We start from the raw sequence: 21,872 nt of genomic DNA, 5'->3' as shown, positions 1-21,872 counted from the left end.
GTCCGTTTCAGGTGAGGCGGGCGACCGAGCGTTCGATGTGGCCGCGGGCCAGCCGTTCGGCGAGCGCGGCGTCGCCCACCTCGACGGCGGCGAGGACCGCCTCGTGCTCCTCGTGCTCCTCGGGCCAGGTGGGCCGGTCCCGCCACAGCACGGTGACCGTGCCGAGCGCGGCGAGGTCCTGCAGAGTGTCGAGCTGGGCGACCACCAGTTCGTTGCCGCACCGGGCGTACAGCTCGCGGTGGAAGCGCCGGTTCGCCAGGCTGAGGGCCGCCGTGTCGGTGCCGGCGAGCAGCGCCCGCGCCTCGGCGAGGGCCGCCCGCGCGCCGTCCGTCGCGTGCCCGGAGGCCGCCGTCCGGCCGATCGCCCACGGTTCGAGCAGCAGCCTGACCTCGTATGCCTTCCGGAGGTCGGCGCGGTCCACCACGCGCACCGTCACCCCCCGGTTCGGGCCGATCACGACCAGCCCGGTGGCGGCCAGTCCGATGAGCGCCTCCCTGACGGGCGTCTTGGAGACCCCGAGCCGCTCGGCCAGGCGGCGCTCCACCAGCGTCTCCCCCTGCGCGATGCGCCCGGACAGGATCGCGGTGCGGATCGCGCCGGCGACCAGGTCGGTGCGGGTGGTCGACTTGGCCACCGGACTCAGCACGTGCTCAGCGGTCATGCGTACCGGTATACCAATCCCGATCAGTCGACGTCCGGCTCGGGCGCAGCAGCCTCGGCTCCGCGGCCACATGCTTGATCACCGCGCCGCCCGGCGCGAGGTTCCCGCGCAGCACGGCCAGCCCGCCCTCCGGCGACACCGGGTCGTCCCTGTGCCTGATGACCGTGTCGTCGTACGGGTCCCGCGTCACGGGGCCGGGGCCGCCGACCGTGGGCCGGTCGAGGTGGAGCAGGGCGGCGATCCTGTGCAGCAGCGCGGGGACGCCGCCCGCCCGGTGGAAGTCCTCCATGAGGTGTGCCCCGCCGGGCCGTACGTCCGCGAGGACGGGCACCCGGCGGGACGCGGCGTCGAAGTCGTCGAGCGTGAGGCGCACCCCGCTGCGGCGGGCCATCGCGATCAGGTGGATCACCGCGTTGGTCGAGCCGCCCAGGGCCAGCACGGCGGTCACCGCATCGCGGTAGGCCCTCTCGTCCAGCACCTGCGACGGCCGGGGACCGTGCCAGGCCAGGTCCACCGCGAGGCGGCCGCTCGCGGCGGCCATCCGGGTGTGCGCCGACAGCACGGCCGGGATCGAGGCGGCGCCCGGCAGCGTGAGCCCGAGCACCTCGGCCACCGAGGTCATCGTGGACGCCGTTCCACGGGGTAGCCCCCGGCCTGCCAGACGCCGCGCCGGACGTCCTCGGCCCGCTCACGCAGGTGCATGTGGCAGGGGTTGAGCTGGCTCCACGTGTTGAGGATGCCGACGACGGGCTTGCCGAGGTGCTCCTCCGCCACGATGCCGAGCTGCCGGGTCCGCGCCCGGTGGCTGAACGACCTAAGGCTGCCGGTGCCGTACCAGCGATGGCTGCGCAGCTCTTCCGCTCTCACCCGCTCGAACGTACGTCAGCGAATCCTGGTATATCAAGATATCTTCTTTCCTTCCCGCGGGGAGATCTCTAGCGTTGGCCGCCGTGACGATCCACACGGGCACACCGCAGCCGCAGGCGGGCTAGGCCTCAGATGTGCTCCATGACGATGACCGCGGTCGTGTCGGGCTCGAGGGCCTCGAAGACGTGGGGGGCGTCGCCGGGATAGGCGATGTAGTCGCCCGGCCCGAGCTCGACCGGCTCCTCCGCGGGCCCGGCGAGCGCCCGTCCGGTGCCGATCAGGAGGTGCTCGACGGTGCCGGCCATGTGCGGGTCGGAGGTGCGCGGCCGGCCCGGCTGCGCCGAGATGCGGTAGAGGTCGCGCCGCGCGTGCGGCGGGCACGAGGCCAGCAGGGTGGCCGAGTAGCTGGCCTGCTCGGAGTAGGTCGCGGGCCCCTCCCCCGCCCGGATCACCCGTACGGCCGGCCGGGGCGGGTCCACCAGGCGGCTGAACGGCACGCCGAGCGCGACCCCGAGCGCCCACAGCGTCTCCACGCTCGGGTTGCCGACGCCCGACTCCAGCTGGGAGAGCGTGGACTTGGCGATGCCCGCGCGCTTGGCCAGCTCGGTCAGCGACAGGCCGGCACGCTCGCGCTCCCTGCGGATCGACGCCGCGATGAGCGCGATCAGGTCGAAGGACGGCCGCTCAGCCACGGGTTCGCTCCACACTTCCGTTTGTTCGGCTTGACGAACACCATCGTCGTTGTTCACTGTACTGGACATGCATTCGCTCTGGCGAACACTCGATCGCGGCACGCTCCGCGACATCGCCCTGGTATGCGTCGCCGACGCCATGGTGGGCGCCGCGTTCGGCGCGATCGCCGTGTCCGGCGGCCTGCCTCCGTGGGTGCCGGTCGTCATGTCCCTGCTGGTGTTCGCCGGAGGCGCGCAGTTCGCCGCGGTCGGCGTGGTGCTGTCCGGCGGCGCCCCGATCGCCGCCGTCGCGGCCGGTCTGGTGCTGAACACGCGCCTGCTGCCGTTCGGATTCGCGATCGGCGACGTCCTCGGCGGCCGGTGGTGGACACGCCTCACCGGCGCACACCTCATGACGGACGAGGCGGTGGCCTTCGTGCTGCGCGACGGCGACCCCCGCCGGCGGCACGCCGCGTTCTGGGCCTGCGGGCTCGGCCTGTTCGTCAGCTGGAACGCGGCCGTCGTGCTCGGCGCGCTGGCCGGGCGCGGCATCGGCGACACCGACGCCCTGGGACTGGACGCGGCCTTCCCCGCGGTGCTGCTCGCCCTCGTGATGCCCTCGCTCACCGGAAGGAACGTCCGGAATGCCGCCCTACTCCGGGCTTCCATCGTCGGGGCGGCCGTAGCGGTGGCGGCCACGCCGTTCCTGCCCGCCGGCCTGCCGGTGCTGCTCGCCCTGACCGGCCTGGTGCTCGCCATGCGCACACCGGCGCCGCCGTCCGACCGGGAGGTCCCCTGATGCCCCTGCTCGCCGTCGTCGCGCTGGCCGCCGGCACCTACGCGTTCCGGCTGGCCGGGCCGGTGCTGCGCCACCGGCTCCGGCTGCCCGACCGCCTTCGCCACCTGCTGTCCGTCGCCGCGACCGTGCTGCTCATCGCCCTGGTGGCCACGTCGGCCCTCACCGAGGGGCACGGCTTCGCCGGATGGGCCAGGCCCGCCGGAGTGCTCGTGGCCGGGATCCTCACGCTGCGGAAGGCGCCGTTCCCCCTGATCGTCGTCCTCGCCGCCGCCACCACGGCGGCCCTCCGCCTCCTCGGCGTGCCCTGAGACGAGACAAGGGCGGTCGATTGACCGCCCTTGAGGTGTGGTGGAGCTATGGGGACTCGAACCCCAGACCCCTTCCATGCCATGGAAGTGCGCTACCAGCTGCGCTATAGCCCCTTGCGACGCAGTCAGTGTATAGGAGTCCGCGCGGGGGTGGTAACCGGGACGAGCGCCTGAAACACGAACGGGCCCTTCCCCCGGGAGGGGAAGGGCCCGCGAACGGTCAGCGAGACCGGATCAGCCGAGGGCGGCGAGCAGCCGGTCGTACTCGGCCTGCGTGACGCCCAGCACCGTGCCGTGACGCGGACGGCTCGGGAGCTGGTAGTCGGCCGGGACGGTCCAGTTGCCCTTCTCCAGGTCGGTCGACTCGAACGGCACGTAGCCGCGGCCGCCGTACTCGTCGATGAACAGGTACCACTTGTCCTCGACGTTGGACTTGAAGATCGTCGGCCCCTCACCGCGGGACAGCGCGCCGGAACCGATGCACTCCTTGACGAAGTCCCAGTTCGTGCTGGTCAGCGAGGTGGACTTCTCCTCGATGATGTACTTGCTGCACGGGCTGGAGGAGGTGTTGTTCCGCTCGTCCTTCGTGAAGCGGTAGTAGATCCCGTTGTGCTCGATCACGGTCGAGTCGATGACCGAGTAGCCCGGGTCCTTCCAGATCTTCGGCTCGGAGAAGGTGTAGAAGTCGCGGGTCGTCGCGTACACCATCTTGTTGTATGTGTCCCCCGTGTGCTGCGGGTTGCTGTACAGCTTCGACGCCCAGAACACCACGTACGCGCCGAGGGTCTTGTCGTAGTACGCCTCCGGCGCCCACGTGTTGCCGGCCTCCGGCGGGGAGACCTGGACGAGCCGCTGGTTCGTCCAGTGCACCAGGTCGGTCGACTCGGCCACCATGATCGAGCGGCTGCCGCCGCGCTGCGCGCGGTCCCAGTCGCCGTTGCCGTAGATCTTGAGGTCCGTGGCGATCATGTAGAACCGGTCGCCCTCGGGCGAGCGGATGACGAACGGGTCGCGCAGGCCCTTCTCGCCGACGTCGGAGGTGACGACCGGCTGGCCGCCGTTGAGCTCCTGCCAGTGCAGGGGGTCGTTGCCCTTGCTCAGCGCGTTGTAGATCTGCTCACCGTTCGAGTAACCCTCACCGGTGAAGTAGGCGAACAGATAGCCCTTGTACGGCTCCTTGGCGGGCAGCGCCGGCACCTCGGGCTTGAAGATCCGCACGGCCTGGTGGCTGCCGCTCGAGATCGTCGCCTTGAGGTTCACCTTCACGGCCTTCTCGCCCGGCCGCGGCCGGTTGACCACGCCGGTCTCGCTGAGCGTGTCCGGCTTGCTGGACCGCCAGGTGATGGTGGTGCCGTTCTCGCCCTTGGTCGGCAGCGTCAGGTTGCCGCGGACGTCGTCGATGTTGTGCACGACGAGGTTGTCGGCGTCGGTCGTGGCGGCCCGCTTGTCGGTGTAGATCGCCTCGACGGTGACGTCGAACGTCTTCGTCTCCGTAGCCGTGCCCTTGGTGAGCGTGGCGGTGAGGGTGACGCGGGCGTCAGCCGCGCCCGCCGGCGGCCGGGTGACGGCGCCGGTCGCGCTGACGACGGACGGGGCGCTGGAGGCCCAGGTGATCGCGGACCCGGACGTGCCCTTGGCCGGGAGCGTCAGGTCGGACCGGACCGCGTCGGTGTCGCCGAGGTCGAGCGCCGCGGCGTCCTGCTTGACGATCTCGGCGTTGACCGGCCCCGCGAGCTGGGCGACCTCGGACGCGCCGAGGGCCCGGCTGTAGACGCGGAAGTCCTTGACCCTGCCCTTGAGGTACTTGTCGCCCGAGTAGAGCGAGCGGCCGACGTAGTTGGCCGTGGTCGTGCCGCCGCCGATCGAGCCCGGGGTGAGCGTGACGGCGCTGTTGCGGGCCACCTCGTCGCCGTTCTGGTACAGCACCCCGACACCGCCGCCGAGCGTGTACGCGATGTGCTGCCAGCCGCCGCGCGGCAGGTTGGCGCCCGCGCCGGCCGTCTGCTCGGTCGACCAGTTGCCCGAGGCGATCGACGTGCGGAAGGCGTCACCGGTGGTGAACAGATAGCCGTTGCCGTTCGACCCGCTCGAGTTGCCGAAGCCGTAGACGAAGTACGGCGTGGCCTGCGTGGGGTCGATCCAGACGTCGAGCGCGACCGTGATCGAGGTCATGCCGCGCATGAGGTTGTCGGGCACCTTCACGTACCCGTTGGTGCCGCCGAGCTTGAGGCCTTCGCCCCAGCTCGCGTCACCGTTGAGCGTGCCGTTCCTGCCGTTGCCGGAGGAGTCGGCCGCCACCGTGCCGGAGGTCTCGTCGAGCTTGTACCAGAGAGCGAGGCCCTCGTCGGCCGCCGACGCGGCGGACGGGACGAGTGCCCCGGCTCCCAGCGTGAGGGCGGCCAGGCCGCCCATCACCCACTTCTTTCCCATCAAAATCCTTGCGCGAGCCGATAGTAGGCCTGGTTCCACCGCAGTTCCTTGGTGAACTGGCGGGAGGTGGTCGCCTCGTCGATGACGAGCAACTCGACGCCGAGCATGTCGGCGAAGTCGGTCAGTTCCTCGGACCCGACGGCCGAGGAGAGCACCGTGTGGTGCGGGGCGCCCGCCGTGATCCACGACTCGGCGGAGGTGCGCAGGTCGGGCCGGGGCCGCCATACGGCACGGGCGACCGGCAGGGCGGGCAGCGGCTCGGGCGGGGCGACCACGTCGATCTCATTGGCGATCAGGCGGAACCGCTCGCCCATGTCCGACAGGCCGACCACCACGGCGGAGCCGGGCGCGGCGTCGAACACCAGCCGCACCGGGTCCTCACGCCCGCCGATGCTCAGCGGGTGGATCTCGCACGAGGGGGTGTCGGCCGCGACCGTCGGGCAGACCTCCAGCATGTGCGCGCCGAGGATGAGCTCCTCGCCCGGGGTGAGGTGGTAGGTGTAGTCCTCCATGAACGAGGTGCCGCCGGGCAGGCCCGCCGACATGACCTTGAGCGTGCGCAGCAGCACCGAGGTCTTCCAGTCGCCCTCGCCGCCGAAGCCGTAGCCCTCGGCCATCAGCCGCTGCACGGCCAGGCCGGGAAGCTGGCGCAGCCCGCCCAGGTCCTCGAAGTTCGTGGTGAACGCCTTGAAGCCGCCGCCCTCCAGGAAGTGCCGCAGGCCCAGCTCGATGCGGGCCGCGTAACGCAGCGACTCGTGCCGCTCCCCGCCCGCGCGCAGCTCGGGGGCCATCCGGTAGAGGTCCTCGTACTCCTTGACGAGGGCGGTCACGTCCGCGTCCGCGGCGGCGTCCACGGCCTCGACCAGCTCGTTGACGCCGTAGGTGTTCACCGACACCCCGAAGCGCAGCTGCGCCTCGACCTTGTCGCCCTCGGTCACGGCGACGTCGCGCATGTTGTCGCCGAAGCGGGCCAGGCGCAGCGAGCCGACCTCGGCCCGGCCGGCCGCGGCGCGGGCCCAGGTGGCGATGCGCGCCGCCACCGACGGGTCGCTCACGTGGCCCGCGACGGTCTTGCGCGGCACGCCGAGACGCGTCTGGATATAGCCGAACTCGCGGTCGCCGTGGGCGGCCTGGTTGAGGTTCATGAAGTCCATGTCGATGGAGCTCCACGGCAGCTCCACGTTGGCCTGCGTGTGCAGGTGCAACAGCGGCTTGCGCAGCGCGTCAAGCCCGGCGATCCACATCTTGGCCGGGGAGAACGTGTGCATCCACGCGATCAGGCCGATGCACTCGTCGTCGGCGTTGGCCTCAAGGCACACCCGGCGGATGGCCGCCGCGTCGGTGAGCACGGGCCGCCACTCGAGCTCGAACGGCAGCGCCTCGCCCAGCTGCTCGGCGATGCGCTGGGACTGCTCGGCCACCTGCCGCAGCGTGTCCTCGCCGTACAAACCCTGGCTGCCGGTCAGGAACCATAGCCTCACAGGTGACTCCTCTGTCCATAGACGTTCTGGTAGCGGTCGTACAAGCTGTCGATGTCGCTCTGGGCGATCGGCAGCGGCTCGCCGAGCTGGCGGGAGACGTGCACGGTGCGGGCGACGTCCTCGCACATCACGGCGGCCTTCACCGCCGCCTTCGGCGACTCGCCGATCGTGAACACCCCGTGGTTCTGCATCAGCACCGCGCGGGAGCGGTGGCCGGTCAGAGTCTCGACGATGCCCTTGCCGATGTCGTCGTTGCCGATGAGGGCGAACGGCCCGACGGGGATCTCCCCGCCGAACTCGTCGGCCATCGCGGTGAGCACGCACGGGATCGCCTCACCGCGGGCCGCCCACGCCGAGGCGTACGTGGAGTGGGTGTGCACCACGCCGTTCACCTCCGGCATGTGCCGGTAGACGTAGGCGTGCGCGGCGGTGTCGCTTGAGGGGGCCAGGTCGCCCTCGACGAGGTTTCCGTCGAGGTCGCAGACCACGATCGACTCGGGGGTCAGGTCGTCGTACGACACGCCGCTCGGCTTGATGACGAACAGGTCCTCGCCGGGCACCCGGCCCGACACGTTGCCCGCCGTCCACGCCACCAGGCCGTAACGCACCAGCTCGGCGTGCAGCCGGCAGACATCCCTGCGAAGTTCATCGATCATGCACTGGCCTCGTTCCTGATCGCGCGGAGCCGGTGGAGCATCCCGCCGTCCGCGAAGTGATCGTGCAGCCTGCGATATTCGGCGTACAGCCGGTCGTAGGCGTCGGCCCGCGCGGCGTCGGGCAGGTAGGCGGCGGCCTCGCGCTTGCCCATCGCAGCCGCGGCGGCCGTGATGTCGGGGTAGGCGCCCGCCGCGACGGCGGCGTGGATCGCCGAGCCGAGGGCCGGCCCCTGGTCGGAGCCGATCACCGACAGCGGGCGGCGCAGCACGTCGGCGTACGTCTGCATGAGGAAGCGGTTCTTGAGCAGGCCGCCGGCGACCACGAACTCCTCGACCGGCACCCCCGACGCCTCGAACGTCTCCACGATGATCCGGGCGCCGAACGCGGTGGCCTCGATGAGCGCGCGGTAGACGTCCTCCGGGCGGGTGGCGAGCGTCTGCCCGGCGATGACGCCGGACAGGGTGTGGTCGACCAGGACCGAGCGGTTGCCGCCGTGCCAGTCGAGCGCGACCAGCCCGTGCTGCCCGACCTTCTGCTCGGCCGCGAGCGAGGTCAGGTACTCGTGCAGGCCGACTCCCGCCTCCGCCGCCCGCTCGGCGTACGACGCGGGCACGCAGTTGTCCACATACCAGGCGAAGATGTCGCCGACGGCGGACTGGCCCGCCTCGTAGCCCCACAGGCCGGGGACGATGCCGTCACGCACCACGCCGCACATGCCGGGAACCTCGGCGAGCTGGTCGGAGCACATGACGTGGCAGGTGGAGGTGCCCATGATGGCGACCATCTGACCCGGCCGCACGGCGTCGGCCGCCGCGGCGGTGACGTGGGCGTCGACGTTGCCGACCGCGACCGCGATCCCCTCGGGCAGGCCCGTCCACTCGGCGGCCCGCGCGGTCAGACGACCGGCGAGGCCGCCGAGCGGAGCGAGATCCTGGCCGCGCCCGCCGGCCTCGAGCTTGCGTGCGAAGCCGGCGAAGGCGGGGTTGAGCGCGGCCAGGAAGTCCTCGGACGGGTAGGCGCCGTCCTGGTAGATCCCCTTGTATCCGGCGGTGCAGACGTTGCGGGTCTCCACGCCGGTGAGCTGCCAGATGATCCAGTCGGCGGCCTCGATCCAGCGGTCGGCCCGCTCGTACGTCTCCGGGTCTTCCTCCAGGAGCTGCAGGCCCTTGGCGAACTGCCACTCGGAGGAGATCTTGCCGCCGTACCGCGGCAGCCACGGTTCGCCGCGCTCGGCGGCCAGCGCGTTGATGCGGTCGGCGTGCGGCTGGGCCGCGTGGTGCTTCCAGAGCTTCGGCCAGGCGTGCGGCCGTTCGGGGAACTCCTCGCACAGCGGGTGGCCGTCGGCGGTGGCGGGCAGGATCGTGCAGGCCGTGAAGTCGGTGCCGATGCCGATCACCTGATCGGCCGGGACCTGCGCGGCGGCCAGCGCCTTCGGCACCGCGTGCCGCAGCACGTCGATCCAGTCCGCCGGCGACTGCAAGGCCCAGTCGGGGCCGAGGCGGACGCCAGAGCCCGGCAGCGTGTCCTCGATCACGCGGTGGGCGTACTCGTGGACGGCGCCGCCCACCTCCTCGCCGTCGCTCACCCGCACGACCACCGCGCGCCCGGACAGCGTGCCGTAGTCGACGCCGATGACGTAACGCTCGCTGTTAGCGTTCACACATGCTCCAAATCGGAGAAGGGAGAGGTACTGCCGCTCTGCTGGCAGCGTCTACCTGCGACGGGCGGTGATCAAGCGCTGCAGCAGGATGAAGGCGAACAGCAGCACACCGATGAAGATCCTGGTCCACCACGAGCTCAGCGTGCCCTCGAAGCTGATGATCGTCTGGATCAGGCCGAGGACGAGCACGCCGAGCACGGTGCCCAGCAGATAACCGCTGCCGCCGGTGAGCAGAGTGCCGCCGATGACGACCGCCGCGATCGCGTCCAGCTCCATTCCGACGGCGCTGAGCCCGTACCCCGACAGGGAGTAGAAGGCGAACAGCAGGCCGCCGAGGGCGGAGCAGAACCCGCTGATCGTGTAGACGGCGATCTTCGTGCGGGCCACCGGCAGGCCCATCAGCAGCGCCGACTGCTCGCTGCCGCCGGCCGCGTAGACGTTGCGGCCGAGCCGGGTGTAGTGCAGCACGTACATCGCGATCAGCACGACCACGATCGCGATCACCGCGCTCGGCGAGACCCACATGTCGCCGCCGAGGTCGATCCGGGTCTGCGCGATGGCGGTGAACGTCGAGTCCTCGATCGGGATCGAGGCGGTGCTGATGGTGTAGCACAGGCCGCGGGCGAGGAACATGCCCGCCAGCGTGACGATGAACGGCTGGATCTCGAAGTACTGAATGATCGCGCCCATGCCTAGGCCCAGCACCGCGCCGATCACCAGCACCAGGGCGATGACCCCGTACGCCGGCCAGCCGTCCTTCAGCAGACTGGCGCTGATCATCGTGGCGAGGGCGACCACCGACCCCACAGACAGGTCGATGCCGCCGGTGAGGATGACGAACGTCATGCCGACCGCGACCACCAGCAGGAAGGCGTTGTCGATGAAGACGTTGAGGATGATCTGCCCGGTGGCGAAGCCCTGGTAGCGGATGCCTCCCGCCACGAACATCGCCACGAACAGGCCCGCGGTCACCAGGACCGGGATGTACTTCTGCGGGACCGTACGGCGCAGGCCCGGCAGACCGGTGATGCTCGTCATGCCGAGACCCTCACCTTCTCTTCGGTCGCCGGATGCGCCTCGACCGGGCGCCTGCGGCGGTGGAAGACCTTCGCGCGGAAGGCCGGGGACTGGATCAGGCAGACGACGGTCACCACGAGTGCCTTGAACAGCAGCGTGGTCTCCGGCGGAACGCCGATCGAGTAGATCGTGGTGGTCAGCGTCTGGATGATGAGGGCGCCGAGCACGGTGCCGCTCAGGGAGAACCGGCCGCCGGACAGCGGGGTGCCTCCGATGACGACGGCGAGGATCGCGTCCAGCTCGATCCACAGGCCGGCGTTGTTGCCGTCGGCGCTGGAGACGTTCGAGCTGATCATCAGGCCCGCGATGCCGGCACACAGCCCGCAGAACGCGTACACCATGATGAGCACGCCGCGGGCGCTGATGCCGGCCAGGCGGCTCGCCTCGGCGTTGCCGCCGACCGACTCGATGAGCAGGCCGAGCGCCAGGCGCCGGGTGAGGAACGCGGTGAGCGCGAGCACGACCGCCACGACGATGATGGAGAACGGCAGTGTGAGCCAGTAGCCCCCGCCGATCAGCTTGTACGGCGAGCTGTTGACCGTGGTGATCTGGCCGTCGGTGATGAGCTGGGCCAGACCGCGCCCGGCGACCATCAGGATCAGCGTCGCGATGATCGGCTGGATCCCGATGCCGGCGACCAGGAAGCCGTTCCACACGCCGAGGACCACCGACAGGACGAGCGCGATGCCCACGGCCCCGAGCACGCCGCCCACCGAGTTCTGGTCGGACAGGCCGCTGATGCGCAGGCAGGCCAGAGCGCCGGCGATCGCCACGACGGAGCCGACCGACAGGTCGATGCCGCTGGTGGCGATGACGAGCGTCATGCCGAGCGCCACCAGGATCAGCGGAGCGCCGAACCGGACGATGTCGATCAGGCTGCCGTAGAGGTGGCCGTCCTTCACCTGAATCTTGAAGAAGTTGTCGGTGAAGAACAGGTTCAGCGCCAGCAGCGCGACCAGGATGACCAGGGGCCAGAACAGGCGATGTCTGAGGAACCCTCTCATGACTGAGCTCCGCTCGCGATCGTCTCCGTCAGGGTGTCGGTGGTCAGGCGCTCGTCGTTCTCTAGTTCGGCGACCAACTTGCGGTCGCGCAGCACACCGACCTTGTGGCTGAGCCGCAGCACCTCCTCCAGCTCGGCGGAGATGAACAGCACGGCCATCCCGCCGTCCGACAGCTCGGCGACCAGGCGCTGGATCTCGGCCTTGGCGCCGACGTCGATGCCCCGGGTGGGCTCGTCGAGGATGAGCAGGCGGGGCTCCAGGATGAGCCAGCGGGCCAGCAGCACCTTCTGCTGGTTGCCGCCGCTGAGGTTCCTGATGAGCTGGTCGGGGTTGGCCGGGCGGATGTTCAGCGCGGCGATGTACTTGTCGACCAGCTCGTCCTGCTTGCGCCGCGGGATCGGCCGGGTCCAGCCGCGCGCGGCCTGCAGGGCGAGGATGAGGTTCTCGCGGACGGTGAGGTCGGGGACGAGCCCCTCGGCCCGCCGGTTCTCCGAGCAGAAGGCCAGCTTCCGGGAGACGGCGGATCGGGGCGTACGCAGGTTGACCTGCTCGCCGCCGATCTTCAGGGAGCCGGTGCCCGCGTGGTCGGCCCCGAACAGCAGCCGGGCGACCTCCGTACGGCCCGAGCCGAGCAGCCCGGCCAGGCCGACGACCTCGCCCTCGTGGATGGTGAGCGTGAACGGTTCGATGGCCCCGGTGCGGCCCAGTTGCTCGGCCTCGACCAGCGGCGCGGCTTCGCGGGCGGGCGGGCGGCCCTCCAGCTTCTCGAGGTCGGCCAGCTCACGGCCGATCATCTTGCCGACCAGCTCGACCTGGCTCAGCTCGCTGGTGAGGTACTCCCCCACGAGCTTGCCGTTGCGCAGGATCGTCATCCGGTCGGAGATCTCGTAGATCTGGTCGAGGAAGTGCGAGACGAACAGGATCGCGATGCCCTGCTCCTTGAGCCGGCGCATCACCCGGAAGAGCTGGGCGACCTCCCCCGCGTCGAGGCTGGAGGTGGGCTCGTCGAGGATCAGCACCTTCGCGTCGATGTCCACGGCCCGCGCGATCGCGACCATCTGCTGGATCGCCAGTGAGTACGACGACAGCGGCGCCGACACGTCGAGGTCGAGGTCGAGGCGGGAGAGGATCTCCGCCGCCCGGCGGCGCATCGTCTTCCACTGGATCCGGCCGAAGCGGCGCGGTTCACGGCCGATGAAGATGTTCTCCGCCACCGACAGGTTCGTGCAGAGGTTGACCTCCTGGTAGACGGTGCTGATGCCCGCCTGCTGCGCGGCGAGCGGACTGGAGAATCCGACGCGGTGGCCCTCCAGCTCGATCTCGCCGGCGTCGATGTCGTACACGCCGGTCAGCACCTTGATCAAGGTCGACTTGCCGGCGCCGTTCTCCCCCATCAGCGCGTGGACCTCGCCCGGAAGCAGCCGGAAGTCGACGCCGTCCAGTGCCTTCACGCCGGGGAACTGCTTGCCGATCCCGCTCATCCGCAGGATCGGCGCGGGTGCGGCCATGCGGCGCCCCTCTCATCCTCGTGACTCGTCTCACGGGCGGGCCGCCCCCGAGACGGGGGCGGCCCGGAATCCGATCAGTACTTGCGGTTGGGCAGGGCCTCCTTGGCCTGCTCCTGGGTGAAGGTGGTCTCCTCGGTGACCACCCGCTGGGGTACCTGCTCGCCCTTGACGACCTTCTTGGCGAGGTCCATGAGCTGGGTGCCGAGCAGCGGGGAGCACTCGACGATGTAGTTGATCTTGCCGTCGGCGAGGGCCTGCATGCCGTCGTGCACCGCGTCAACCGTGATGATCTTGATGTCCTTGCCCGGGACCTTGCCCGCGCCCTCGATCGCCTCGATGGCGCCGAGGCCCATGTCGTCGTTGTGCGCGTACAACACGTCGATCTTGGGGTTGGACTTCAGGAAGGCCTCCATGACCTCCTTGCCCTTGGCGCGCGTGAAGTCGCCGGTCTGCGAGGCGATGATCTTGAACTTCGGATCGGCGGAGATGACCTCCTGGAAGCCGGCCTTGCGGTCGTTGGCGGGCGCGGAGCCGGTGGTGCCCTCCAGCTGGACGATGTTCACGTCGTCCTGGCTGTCCTTGTACTGGTCGACCAGCCACTGACCGGCCTTCTTGCCCTCCTCGACGAAGTCGGAGCCGAGGAAGGTCTTGTAGAGGCTGGTGTCCTTGGAGTCCACGGCCCGGTCGGTGAGGATGACCGGGATCTTCGCGTTCTGCGCCTCCTTGAGAACGGTGTCCCAGCCCGACTCCACCACCGGCGAGAAGGCGATCACGTCGACCTTCTGCTGGATGTAGGAGCGGATGGCCTTGATCTGGTTCTCCTGCTTCTGCTGCGCGTCGGAGAACTTCAGGTCGACGCCCGCCGCCTTGGCGGACTCCTGGATGTCCTTGGTGTTGGCGGTACGCCAGCCGCTTTCCGCGCCGACCTGGGCGAAGCCCATCACGAGCTTTCCGTCGTCGGCGCCACCGCCGGACGAACCGCCACTGTCGCTGCTGCTGCAACCGGCCATCGTCAGGGCGGTGGCACCGGCCAGGATCAGTGCCGAGATCCTCTTCAACACTGTGGGGGATCCTTTCTAACTGTTAGCGCTAACACCTACGGCACAGCGCTTGTCATCTGGTGTGTCTCCGAACGGCTAGCGCGCGGCGACGGCTGTGCTTCCCCTGAGCACGAACTGGGGAGGCACGACGAGACGCTCATGGGGTAGCGGCTCGCCCGACTCGATCTGCCGGAGCAGCACGTCGATGCTGCGCCTGCCGACGGCCCCGAAGTCCTGTCTGATGGTGGTGAGCGGCGGGGAGAAGAACTCCGACTCAGGGATGTCGTCGAAGCCCACGATGCTGATCTGCTCGGGGACTTTCACCCCCTCCTCCGTGAACGCGCGCAGGAGGCCCAGCGCCATCTGGTCGTTGGCGACGAACACCGCGGTGACGTCACCGGCCATGGCGGCGAGTTCCTTGCCGGCCTGGTAACCCGATCGGGGGCTCCAGTCGCCGGTCAGCATGCCGGGGACGGGCCGCCCCGCGGCGGTCAGCACCGCGCGCCAGCCCTCGATCCGGCCCTCGGCCTCCAGCCAGTCCGCCGGGCCGCTGACATGCCAGACGGTCTCGTGCCCGAGGTCGAGCATGTGCGAGGTCGCCAGCCTGGCGCCCTCGACCTGGTCGACGCTCACCACGGAGACCTCGCCCTGATGCCAGCCCTCGACGGCCACGGCGGGCATGCCCGCCGGCAGGTCGTCGAGCGCCCGGGCCGCCGAACGCTGCGGGGCGACGACGACGATGCCGTCCACGCCCTGCTCGGCGAGGTAGCCGATCGCGTCGTTCACGCCGGCCCTGTCGATGGTCCGCAGGCTCACGATGCTCACGAAGTAGCCCGCGTCCCTCGCGGCCTGCTCGATTCCGTATACCGTGCTCGCCGGGCCGTACAGCGTCGTGTCGAAGCTGACCACGCCCAGCGTGCGCGAGTGCTTCGTGACCAGGGCCCGGGCGACGAGGTTGCGGCGGTAACCGAGCTGGTCGATGGCCCGCATGACCCGGGTGCGGGTCTCGGCGCGGACGTTGGGATGGTCGTTGAGCACCCGCGAGACCGTCTGGTGCGACACTCCGGCCAGCCTGGCCACGTCGGCCATGACGGGCGGGCGGCGGTCGACGTTGGGTCCCACTGGCGCTCCTCTCCACTGCTTGGGAAGACTGTGAGCGTTAACACGACCCCCCGTCAAGGTGATGGCCGATTACGGTCCGGTCACGCCGAAACATCGCGTTAACGCCCTATTGACGGACATGCCGCGTGGCTCTTAACTGGTGGCCGAATCCAGCTTGTTAGCGCTAACTTCGCAACCATCGCGCGATGTTAGCGATAACAGAACCCGGAGGAGCCCCCCGAATGAGCAGAAAGGCCTGGTCACTGGCCTTGTCGGCGGCCATGGTGAGCGGCGTGGTGAGCGGCGTGCTCTCCACCACGCCGGCTCAGGCCGAAGCCGCCGACCCGATCCCCGCCGGCGCGGCCGTCGACCAGTTCGACGCCGCCGCGCTCGGTCCCGACTGGCAGGTTCTCAATCCCGACGACACCCAGTGGTCCCTGAGCGAGCGGCCCGGCAGCCTGCGGATCCACTCACTGAAGGGCGACACCTACCAGACCGACAACTCGGCCAAGAACATCTTCCTCATGGACGTCCCCGCCGGGGACTTCGAGGTCGTCACGAAGTTCAGCGCCCCGGTCGCGCTGGACTTCCAGAGCGCCGGCATCTTCGCCTGGCAGGACTGGGACAACTACGTCCGCGCCGGGCTCGCTCACGTCGGCTCGTCCGGGGGCAACGTCATCGAGACCGACACGGAGGTGAAGGCGGCCTTCACCGCGGCCTTCGCGAGCCGCTCCGGATCCACGGGCGAGATCCTCAAGCTGGCGAGGTCGGGCAACGAGTTCACCTCGTCGTACTGGAACGGCTCGGCCTGGGTGCAGGCGTCCAAGGTCACCGCCGCGCTGGACGTCAAGCAGGTCGGCCTGTTCGCGCTGTCGGCCCAGAACGGCACGCCGATCGCGGCCGACTTCGACTACTTCGCGGTCAAGGCGGCCGAGGGCAAGACGATCGTCCCGTCCGGCCCGTTCACGCTGCGCGCGGCCGGCTCCGCGCCGTACCTGTCGGCCGGCAAGGACGGACAGGTGGTCGCCTCCGACGCCCCCGGCATGACGAGCCTCGTGGTCACCGCCGAGGACAAGGGCGACGGCACGGTGGCGCTCAAGGACCTGAACGGCAAGGGCTACCTAGGGGTCGCCGACGACTCCACCCTGCGCCTCGGCTCGACGGCTGGATCGTTCCAGCTCCGTGACGCCGGCGGAGGCAAGGTGTACCTGTCGGCCGGGGACAAGCAGGTCGCGGTCAGCGACGGCAGGCTCGTAGCCACCGCGAAGGGAACGAAGTTCCAGGTCGAGGGCTACGCCAAGGACGTCGGCGAGCTCAAGGTGGACACCGCCGCCGCCGGCACCAAGGTCAGCCCCAACCTGTACGGCATCTTCTACGAGGACATCAACCACGCAGCCGACGGCGGCCTCTACGCCGAACTCGTGCAGAACCGGTCCTTCGAGTTCAACTCGGTCGACAACCGGAACTACAACGGCCTGACCGCCTGGACCAAGGTCGGGCGCGGCGGCGCGGCCGGCACGGCAGCCGTGTCCGGCGACCAGCCGCTGAACAGCAACAACCGCAACTTCCTGCGGCTGGACATCACCAGCCCTGGCACCGGTTACGGCGTGAGCAACGCCGGCTTCAACAAGGGCATCGCGGTCCAGGCCGGCAAGACCTACGACCTGTCGCTGTTCGCCCGGCGCGGCAGCGGCGGCCCGATCACGGCGGCCATCGAGAGCGCGGACGGCTCCAAGGTGTACGGCACCGCCACGATCGACGCCCAGTCGGCCGACTGGAAGAAGTACTCGGCCACGATCACGGCGAGCGAGACCACCGACGCCGCGCGCCTGGTCGTGCTGGCCGGCGGCACCGGCCGGGTCGACCTCGACATGATCTCGCTGTTCCCGAAGGACACCTTCAAGGGCCGTCAGAACGGCATGCGCAAGGACATCGCCGAGACGATCGCCGCGCTCAAGCCGCGGTTCCTGCGCTTCCCCGGCGGCTGCGTGACCAACGTCGGCACCTACGACCCGTACTCGCTCAACCAGGACCGGCGCCGCATCTACCAGTGGAAGGAGACGCTCGGCCCGGTCGAGGATCGGCCGACCAACTTCAACTTCTGGGGTTACAACCAGACGTACGGCATCGGCTACTACGAGTACTTCCAGTTCGCCGAGGACCTGGGCGCCGAGGCGGTGCCGGTGCTGTCGGTGGGCGTCAACGGCTGCAACGAGAACCGGCCGCTCACTGACGAGGCCAAGCTCCAGCAGTGGGTCCAGGACACGCTCGACCTCATCGAGTTCGCCAACGGCCCGGCCGACTCCACGTGGGGCGCCAAGCGGGCCGCCATGGGCCACCCCAAGCCGTTCGGCATGAAGTACATCGGCCTCGGCAACGAGGAGATCTACAACGAGTTCTTCACGAACTACCCCAAGTTCGCGAGCGCGATCCGGGCCAAGTACCCGAACATCAAGATCCTCTCGAACGCCGGCCAGACCTCCCAGGGCTCCTGGTTCGACCGCATGTGGCAGTTCGCGCGTGACCAGAAGGCCGACCTGGTCGACGAGCACTACTACAACGACCCGAGCTGGTTCCTGGCCAACAACCACCGCTACGACAGCTACGACCGGAGCGGGCCGCACGTGTTCGTCGGCGAGTACGCCTCGAAGGGCAACACGTACTGGAACGCGCTGACCGAGGCGTCGTACCTGACCGGCATCGAGCGCAACTCCGACGTCGTCGAGCTGGCGTCGTACGCGCCGCTGCTGTCCAACGTCGACTACGTCAACTGGACGCCGGACCTCATCTGGTTCGACAACGACCAGGTCTACGGCTCGCCCAGCTACTACGTGCAGCGCATGTTCTCCCGCAACGTGGGCGACACCGTGCTGCCGAGCACGTACAAGGCGAGCCCGCTGCCGGTGGACGACATCAAGGGCGCGATCGGTCTCGGCTCCTGGAGCACCCAGGTCCGCTACGACGACGTCAAGGTGACCGGGGCGGACGGCACGGTCCTGTTCAGCGACGACTTCTCGAACGGCACGGGCAAGTGGACCCCCGGCCAGGGGACGTGGGCGGTGCAGGACGGCGCGTACGTCCAGACGGCCAACGTGACCGACGCCCGGTCCACGGCCGGCTCGGCGGACTGGTCCAACTACACGCTGGAGGTCACCGCCCGCAAGACCGGCGGCGCCGAGGGCTTCCTGGTGATGTTCGGCGCGAAGGACACCGGCAACTTCTACTGGTGGAACATCGGCGGCTGGAACAACACCCAGTCGGCCATCGAGAAGGCGACGAACGGCTCCAAGTCGTCGATCGCGACGTCGAGCACCACGGTCCAGACCGGCCGCGACTACAAGATCAAGATCCAGGTCTCCGGTCGCCACATCACCACCTGGCTTGACGGCCAGAAGGTCAACGACTTCACCGACAACGCCTCCGTCGAGCCGCTCTACCAGGTGGTCTCCAAGGACAGCGACACCGGCGACGTGGTGATCAAGGCCGTCAACGTCCAGGACACCGCCGTGCGCAGCACGGTCGACCTCGGCGACGCCAAGATCGCGCCGAAGGCCCTCGTCACCTCGCTGACCGGTGACCCCGCCGCCGTGAACTCGCTCGCCGAGCCCACGAAGGTCTCCCCGGTCGAGCGGGAGGTGAGCGGATTCTCCTCCGCCTTCACCTACGACTTCCCGGCCCGCTCGGTGACGTTCATCCGCCTCGGCAAGGACGCCCGGGCCGGCACCACCGTCACCGCCCACGCGTCGCCCAAGCAGGTGAAGCAGGGCAAGAAGGTCCAGGTCCACTACAGCGTGGACCCGAAGGGCGCGACCGGTGAGGTGACCGTGTCCGAGGGCGCGACGATCCTCGGCGAGGGCACGTTCAACCCCGGTGGCCAGGGCAAGACCGAGCTCGACCTCGACCTGCCCGCCGGCACGCACGAGCTGACCGTCTCCTACTCCGGCGACGCCCGCTTCCGGCCGTCGACCACCACCCTCACCCTGGAGGTGAAGCCGTAAGACCCGCCGCCCGGGGCGCGCCATCGCCCCGGGCGGCCGCCGCTTTCGCGCGCGCCTGGTCACGACCGCTCACCCGGACGGCCTCCGCACCCACCGGGTTCATGCCGGGGTTCGTGTCGGGGGCTCCGGACTCTGATGTGGGTCGGGTGGTAGGTGAAGGCCCAGCGGTCGGTGCCCACCTTGTGGCGGGTGTAGCGGTCGGGGTGGCGGTAGCGGTCGCGGTTGTGGAACTGGCAGGCCGGTCCGAGCAGCTTCAGGTCGGTCAGCCCGCCGGTGCTCCAGTTGTCCGCGTGGTCGATCTGACACATGGTGGCCGGCAGGGGGCAGCCGTCGATCCAGCAGGTGGCGTAGCGGGCGAAGACGGCCCGCCGCTGGGCGGGGGTGGCCAGGCGGACCTTGCGGCCCATGTCCAGCACCTGCCCCTCGGCGTCCATCACCAGACGCACCAGCGCGGAGGTGCGGGCCAGCCGGTGCACGCCGGAGACGGGCAGCATCTGCCCGGTCGCCAGCAACAGCCCCGGCGCCGCCCCCAGCAGCACCCCAGGTGCCGCCGTCCCGGGCACCGCCCCCGGTGACGTCCCTCGCGCTGTTCCCGGTGGCCTCCCCAGCTTCGTTCCCCGCTCGCCCGGCGCCGTTCCCGGTGTCCCCGGCGCTCCGGCCGAGCACCGCGCTTCGCCGCCACGCCCGCACGCGCCCTGGCCATCCGCCGCGCCCTGCTGAGCCCGGCCCTGCTCATCACCGCCCGGCTCATCGCAGCCCGGCTCATCGCAGCCCGGCTCATCGCAGCCCGGCTCATGGCGGCACCGCCCACAGCGCACCTCTCCGTGGTCCTCCCTCGTGCCCTGCCCATGCCGGCACTCCCCCGCAGGCTGATGCCCGGCGTGGGCGTGATGTCCAGGCAGGTCCTCGGGAGGAGGATCCGGCTGCGCTGTACCCGGATGCACTGCATGCGGATGCGCTGTGTGCGAATGCCCGCTGCCGCCGCGCGCCAGCCATGCTGACGCGCGACTGGCGTCCGTAGCTTCCGGTTGGCCCGCACCACGGTCGCAGTCCTCGCCCTCTGCGGGCGCGGCGTCGTCACCCTCAGCAGAGCCGGTGCTCACATCGCAGGCGGCGTCGGCGCTTCCGGTGTCGCTGGGGGCGCAGTCGCCGGTGTCTTCAACGTCGCGGGGCTCTGTGTCGCTGGGGCCGGTGTCGCTGGGGCCGGTGTCGCTGGGGCCGGTGTCGCTAGGGCCGGTGTCTTCCGGGTGGTCGGGATGGTCGGTGACGGGGTCGGTGGGGAGGGATTCGGCGTTGACCAGGACCAGGAGCTCGGCGGCGATCTTCTGCTCCAGGAACGCGATGAACGCATCCGCGTTACGCACCCGCAGCGGCCGGTCATCGCCCTCAGCCTTCGGTTTGGCGTAGGCGTCCAGCAGGGTCCGCAGCCGGGCGGCGGCCTCGCGGGGCAGGTAGAACTCCCCTTCCAGCCCGCCGCCCCCGGTGGGCCGGACCCTCAGGAAACGCCGCCCGTAGTCGGCCTGCTCATCACGGTCCTCACCATCAGGGTTCAGCACCGCGCGCAGGTAGCGGCCGGCCTTGGCCACCTCCGCCGGGCCCGCCTTGCCGGCCAGCTCCAGCAAAATCGGCTCAGCCAGCCCGGCCTGCTCGTCGCTCAACTGCGCGGTGGCGGTACAGATCGCCTCCACCACCCCCGCCGCCAACCCACCGGCGGCAAACCGCTCCCGCACCCGCGGCAGGCGGCCCAACTCCACGGCCAAGATCAGCAGACGGCCCGCACCGGGGACACTCATCCCCCCGGCGGTACGCAACCAGCTGCGGGTGGAGGCATGCCCATGCTCCTTGGCCTGCCCCGCACGATGCACCCGCCCGACGCGGTCCGCCAACGCGCACGTGATCCGATCCCGCGCGAACATCAGGTCCTCAGCCTCGGCAAGGCAGACGTCCACATCATCAGGAAGCGGCGCCAGCGCCAACGCCTGCGCCGACTCACGAACAGAACCCACCAGCACCCACGACGACCGCCCCCTGTCTCGACCGGCACCGGCACCGTGAGCATCTGCGGCGTCGTCCGGGACAGCACTGTCGGCACTGGCTGAATCATCGCGGGGACTCTGGGAATCCTCCATTCCAGGCTCAACGATCGGAAAATAACCAGCAGGGCTTTGTTCGCGGGCGAGCGAACCTTCGGACGACCACAAAGGGGAATCGGCAGTCAATCGATCCCACCAGTCATCGCCGGCATTATTCGAACGACGAGAGGGACCAGAACGCTGATCGAACAGGTCCATCGCACCCCCCGCCAATCCGAAAGCCTGTACGAATTCTTTCACGGCCCTGCTGCCGTAACAACCGCACAGCTCGATTTGTTGGAGTTACAGGTGGCGGCAATTCCCATCAATTATGGAATATTTTGGACAATTGATATTCAGTCACCGGCGGCTGTCCGCGCCACCAACGCCGAAAACGCGCGGTAAGCGCACAGGCCGAGGCAGCCCCGGAGGGGTGGAGTTGTCGACGGCAGCCGCCGACAGCCCGTCGGCCGGCCGCGGGCCGCGCTCAGGCTCGACGGCCGGTCGGTCGGCCGCAGCCAGCCCGTCCGAGCCGTGC

At 69.8% G+C, this 21,872-nt stretch carries 17 protein-coding genes and 1 tRNA gene; 3 read left to right on the top strand and 15 right to left on the bottom strand.

Annotated elements, in window-relative coordinates:
• Nucleotides 1-7: 7 nt before the first annotated feature.
• The 4 genes from ACQEVJ_RS10310 to ACQEVJ_RS10295 all read right to left on the bottom strand — a co-directional run bounded on the left by ACQEVJ_RS10310 (nt 8) and on the right by ACQEVJ_RS10295 (nt 2,220).
• Nucleotides 8-661 carry a GntR family transcriptional regulator gene (locus tag ACQEVJ_RS10310; RefSeq protein WP_433099552.1) on the bottom strand — a complete coding sequence of 218 codons (654 nt, stop codon included), beginning with the start codon at nt 659-661 and terminating at the stop codon, nt 8-10.
• Nucleotides 651-1,283 carry a dihydroxy-acid dehydratase domain-containing protein gene (locus tag ACQEVJ_RS10305; protein ID WP_433099550.1) on the bottom strand — a complete coding sequence of 211 codons (633 nt, stop codon included), beginning with the start codon at nt 1,281-1,283 and terminating at the stop codon, nt 651-653. The genes ACQEVJ_RS10310 and ACQEVJ_RS10305 overlap by 11 nt, the downstream gene beginning before the upstream one ends.
• Complete coding sequence (locus ACQEVJ_RS10300; protein WP_433099548.1) at nt 1,280-1,528, bottom strand: dihydroxy-acid dehydratase domain-containing protein; 249 nt, start codon at nt 1,526-1,528, stop codon at nt 1,280-1,282. Before ACQEVJ_RS10300 ends, ACQEVJ_RS10305 begins: the two co-directional genes overlap by 4 nt.
• A gap of 128 nt (nt 1,529-1,656) precedes the next feature.
• Nucleotides 1,657-2,220 (bottom strand): helix-turn-helix domain-containing protein, encoded by a 564-nt coding sequence (locus ACQEVJ_RS10295; protein ID WP_433099546.1) that lies wholly within the window; start codon nt 2,218-2,220, stop codon nt 1,657-1,659.
• 67 nt (nt 2,221-2,287) lie between these two features.
• On the opposite strand from ACQEVJ_RS10295, the gene ACQEVJ_RS10290 reads away from it, so the two are divergent.
• Nucleotides 2,288-2,998, top strand: coding sequence for an AzlC family ABC transporter permease (locus tag ACQEVJ_RS10290; RefSeq protein WP_433099544.1), 711 nt, complete (start codon nt 2,288-2,290; stop codon nt 2,996-2,998).
• Entirely contained in the window at nt 2,998-3,306 is a 309-nt protein-coding gene (locus tag ACQEVJ_RS10285; protein ID WP_193205976.1) for an AzlD domain-containing protein, read from the top strand. The genes ACQEVJ_RS10290 and ACQEVJ_RS10285 overlap by 1 nt, the downstream gene beginning before the upstream one ends.
• Before the next feature lie 38 nt (nt 3,307-3,344).
• On the opposite strand, the gene ACQEVJ_RS10280 is transcribed toward ACQEVJ_RS10285, so the two are convergent.
• From ACQEVJ_RS10280 to ACQEVJ_RS10235, 10 genes are all read right to left on the bottom strand, one after another.
• Nucleotides 3,345-3,420: transfer RNA gene (locus tag ACQEVJ_RS10280), tRNA-Ala, on the bottom strand.
• Nucleotides 3,421-3,540: 120 nt separating this feature from the next.
• Nucleotides 3,541-5,736 carry an immunoglobulin-like domain-containing protein gene (locus tag ACQEVJ_RS10275; RefSeq protein ID WP_433099542.1) on the bottom strand — a complete coding sequence of 732 codons (2,196 nt, stop codon included), beginning with the start codon at nt 5,734-5,736 and terminating at the stop codon, nt 3,541-3,543.
• Complete coding sequence (araA, locus tag ACQEVJ_RS10270) at nt 5,736-7,217, bottom strand: L-arabinose isomerase (RefSeq protein ID WP_433099540.1); 1,482 nt, start codon at nt 7,215-7,217, stop codon at nt 5,736-5,738. Before araA ends, ACQEVJ_RS10275 begins: the two co-directional genes overlap by 1 nt.
• Nucleotides 7,214-7,873, bottom strand: a complete 660-nt coding sequence (locus ACQEVJ_RS10265; RefSeq protein ID WP_433099538.1) for an L-ribulose-5-phosphate 4-epimerase — start codon at nt 7,871-7,873, stop codon at nt 7,214-7,216. The genes araA and ACQEVJ_RS10265 overlap by 4 nt, the downstream gene beginning before the upstream one ends.
• Entirely contained in the window at nt 7,870-9,534 is a 1,665-nt protein-coding gene (gene araB, locus ACQEVJ_RS10260; RefSeq protein WP_433099536.1) for a ribulokinase, read from the bottom strand. The genes ACQEVJ_RS10265 and araB overlap by 4 nt, the downstream gene beginning before the upstream one ends.
• A gap of 51 nt (nt 9,535-9,585) precedes the next feature.
• Nucleotides 9,586-10,572: a galactofuranose ABC transporter, permease protein YjfF gene (gene yjfF / locus ACQEVJ_RS10255; RefSeq protein WP_433099534.1), complete on the bottom strand. Its 987-nt coding sequence runs from the start codon at nt 10,570-10,572 to the stop codon at nt 9,586-9,588.
• The gene (locus ACQEVJ_RS10250) at nt 10,569-11,615 is read right to left on the bottom strand and encodes an ABC transporter permease (RefSeq protein WP_433099532.1); all 1,047 of its coding nucleotides are present in this window, start codon (nt 11,613-11,615) and stop codon (nt 10,569-10,571) included. The genes yjfF and ACQEVJ_RS10250 overlap by 4 nt, the downstream gene beginning before the upstream one ends.
• Nucleotides 11,612-13,123: a sugar ABC transporter ATP-binding protein gene (locus ACQEVJ_RS10245; protein WP_433099530.1), complete on the bottom strand. Its 1,512-nt coding sequence runs from the start codon at nt 13,121-13,123 to the stop codon at nt 11,612-11,614. Before ACQEVJ_RS10245 ends, ACQEVJ_RS10250 begins: the two co-directional genes overlap by 4 nt.
• Nucleotides 13,124-13,197: 74 nt before the next feature.
• Nucleotides 13,198-14,184: an ABC transporter substrate-binding protein gene (locus ACQEVJ_RS10240; protein ID WP_433099528.1), complete on the bottom strand. Its 987-nt coding sequence runs from the start codon at nt 14,182-14,184 to the stop codon at nt 13,198-13,200.
• A gap of 75 nt (nt 14,185-14,259) precedes the next feature.
• On the bottom strand, nt 14,260-15,252 hold the full coding sequence (locus tag ACQEVJ_RS10235; RefSeq protein WP_433112639.1) for a LacI family DNA-binding transcriptional regulator: 993 nt from the start codon (nt 15,250-15,252) through the stop codon (nt 14,260-14,262).
• A gap of 254 nt (nt 15,253-15,506) precedes the next feature.
• Here ACQEVJ_RS10235 and ACQEVJ_RS10230 point away from each other — a divergent pair, with 254 nt between their 5' ends.
• Nucleotides 15,507-19,262: an alpha-L-arabinofuranosidase C-terminal domain-containing protein gene (locus tag ACQEVJ_RS10230; protein ID WP_433099526.1), complete on the top strand. Its 3,756-nt coding sequence runs from the start codon at nt 15,507-15,509 to the stop codon at nt 19,260-19,262.
• A 59-nt stretch (nt 19,263-19,321) separates the two neighbouring features.
• Here the strand turns inward: ACQEVJ_RS10230 and ACQEVJ_RS10225 are convergent, their stop codons facing one another.
• Nucleotides 19,322-21,391, bottom strand: coding sequence for a DUF222 domain-containing protein (locus tag ACQEVJ_RS10225; protein ID WP_433099524.1), 2,070 nt, complete (start codon nt 21,389-21,391; stop codon nt 19,322-19,324).
• Nucleotides 21,392-21,872: the final 481 nt, after the last annotated feature.

Source organism: Microbispora sp. CA-102843, from assembly GCF_050936215.1.
Lineage (GTDB): Bacteria > Actinomycetota > Actinomycetes > Streptosporangiales > Streptosporangiaceae > Microbispora.
This window is presented reverse-complemented; position numbering and strand designations above follow the sequence as displayed.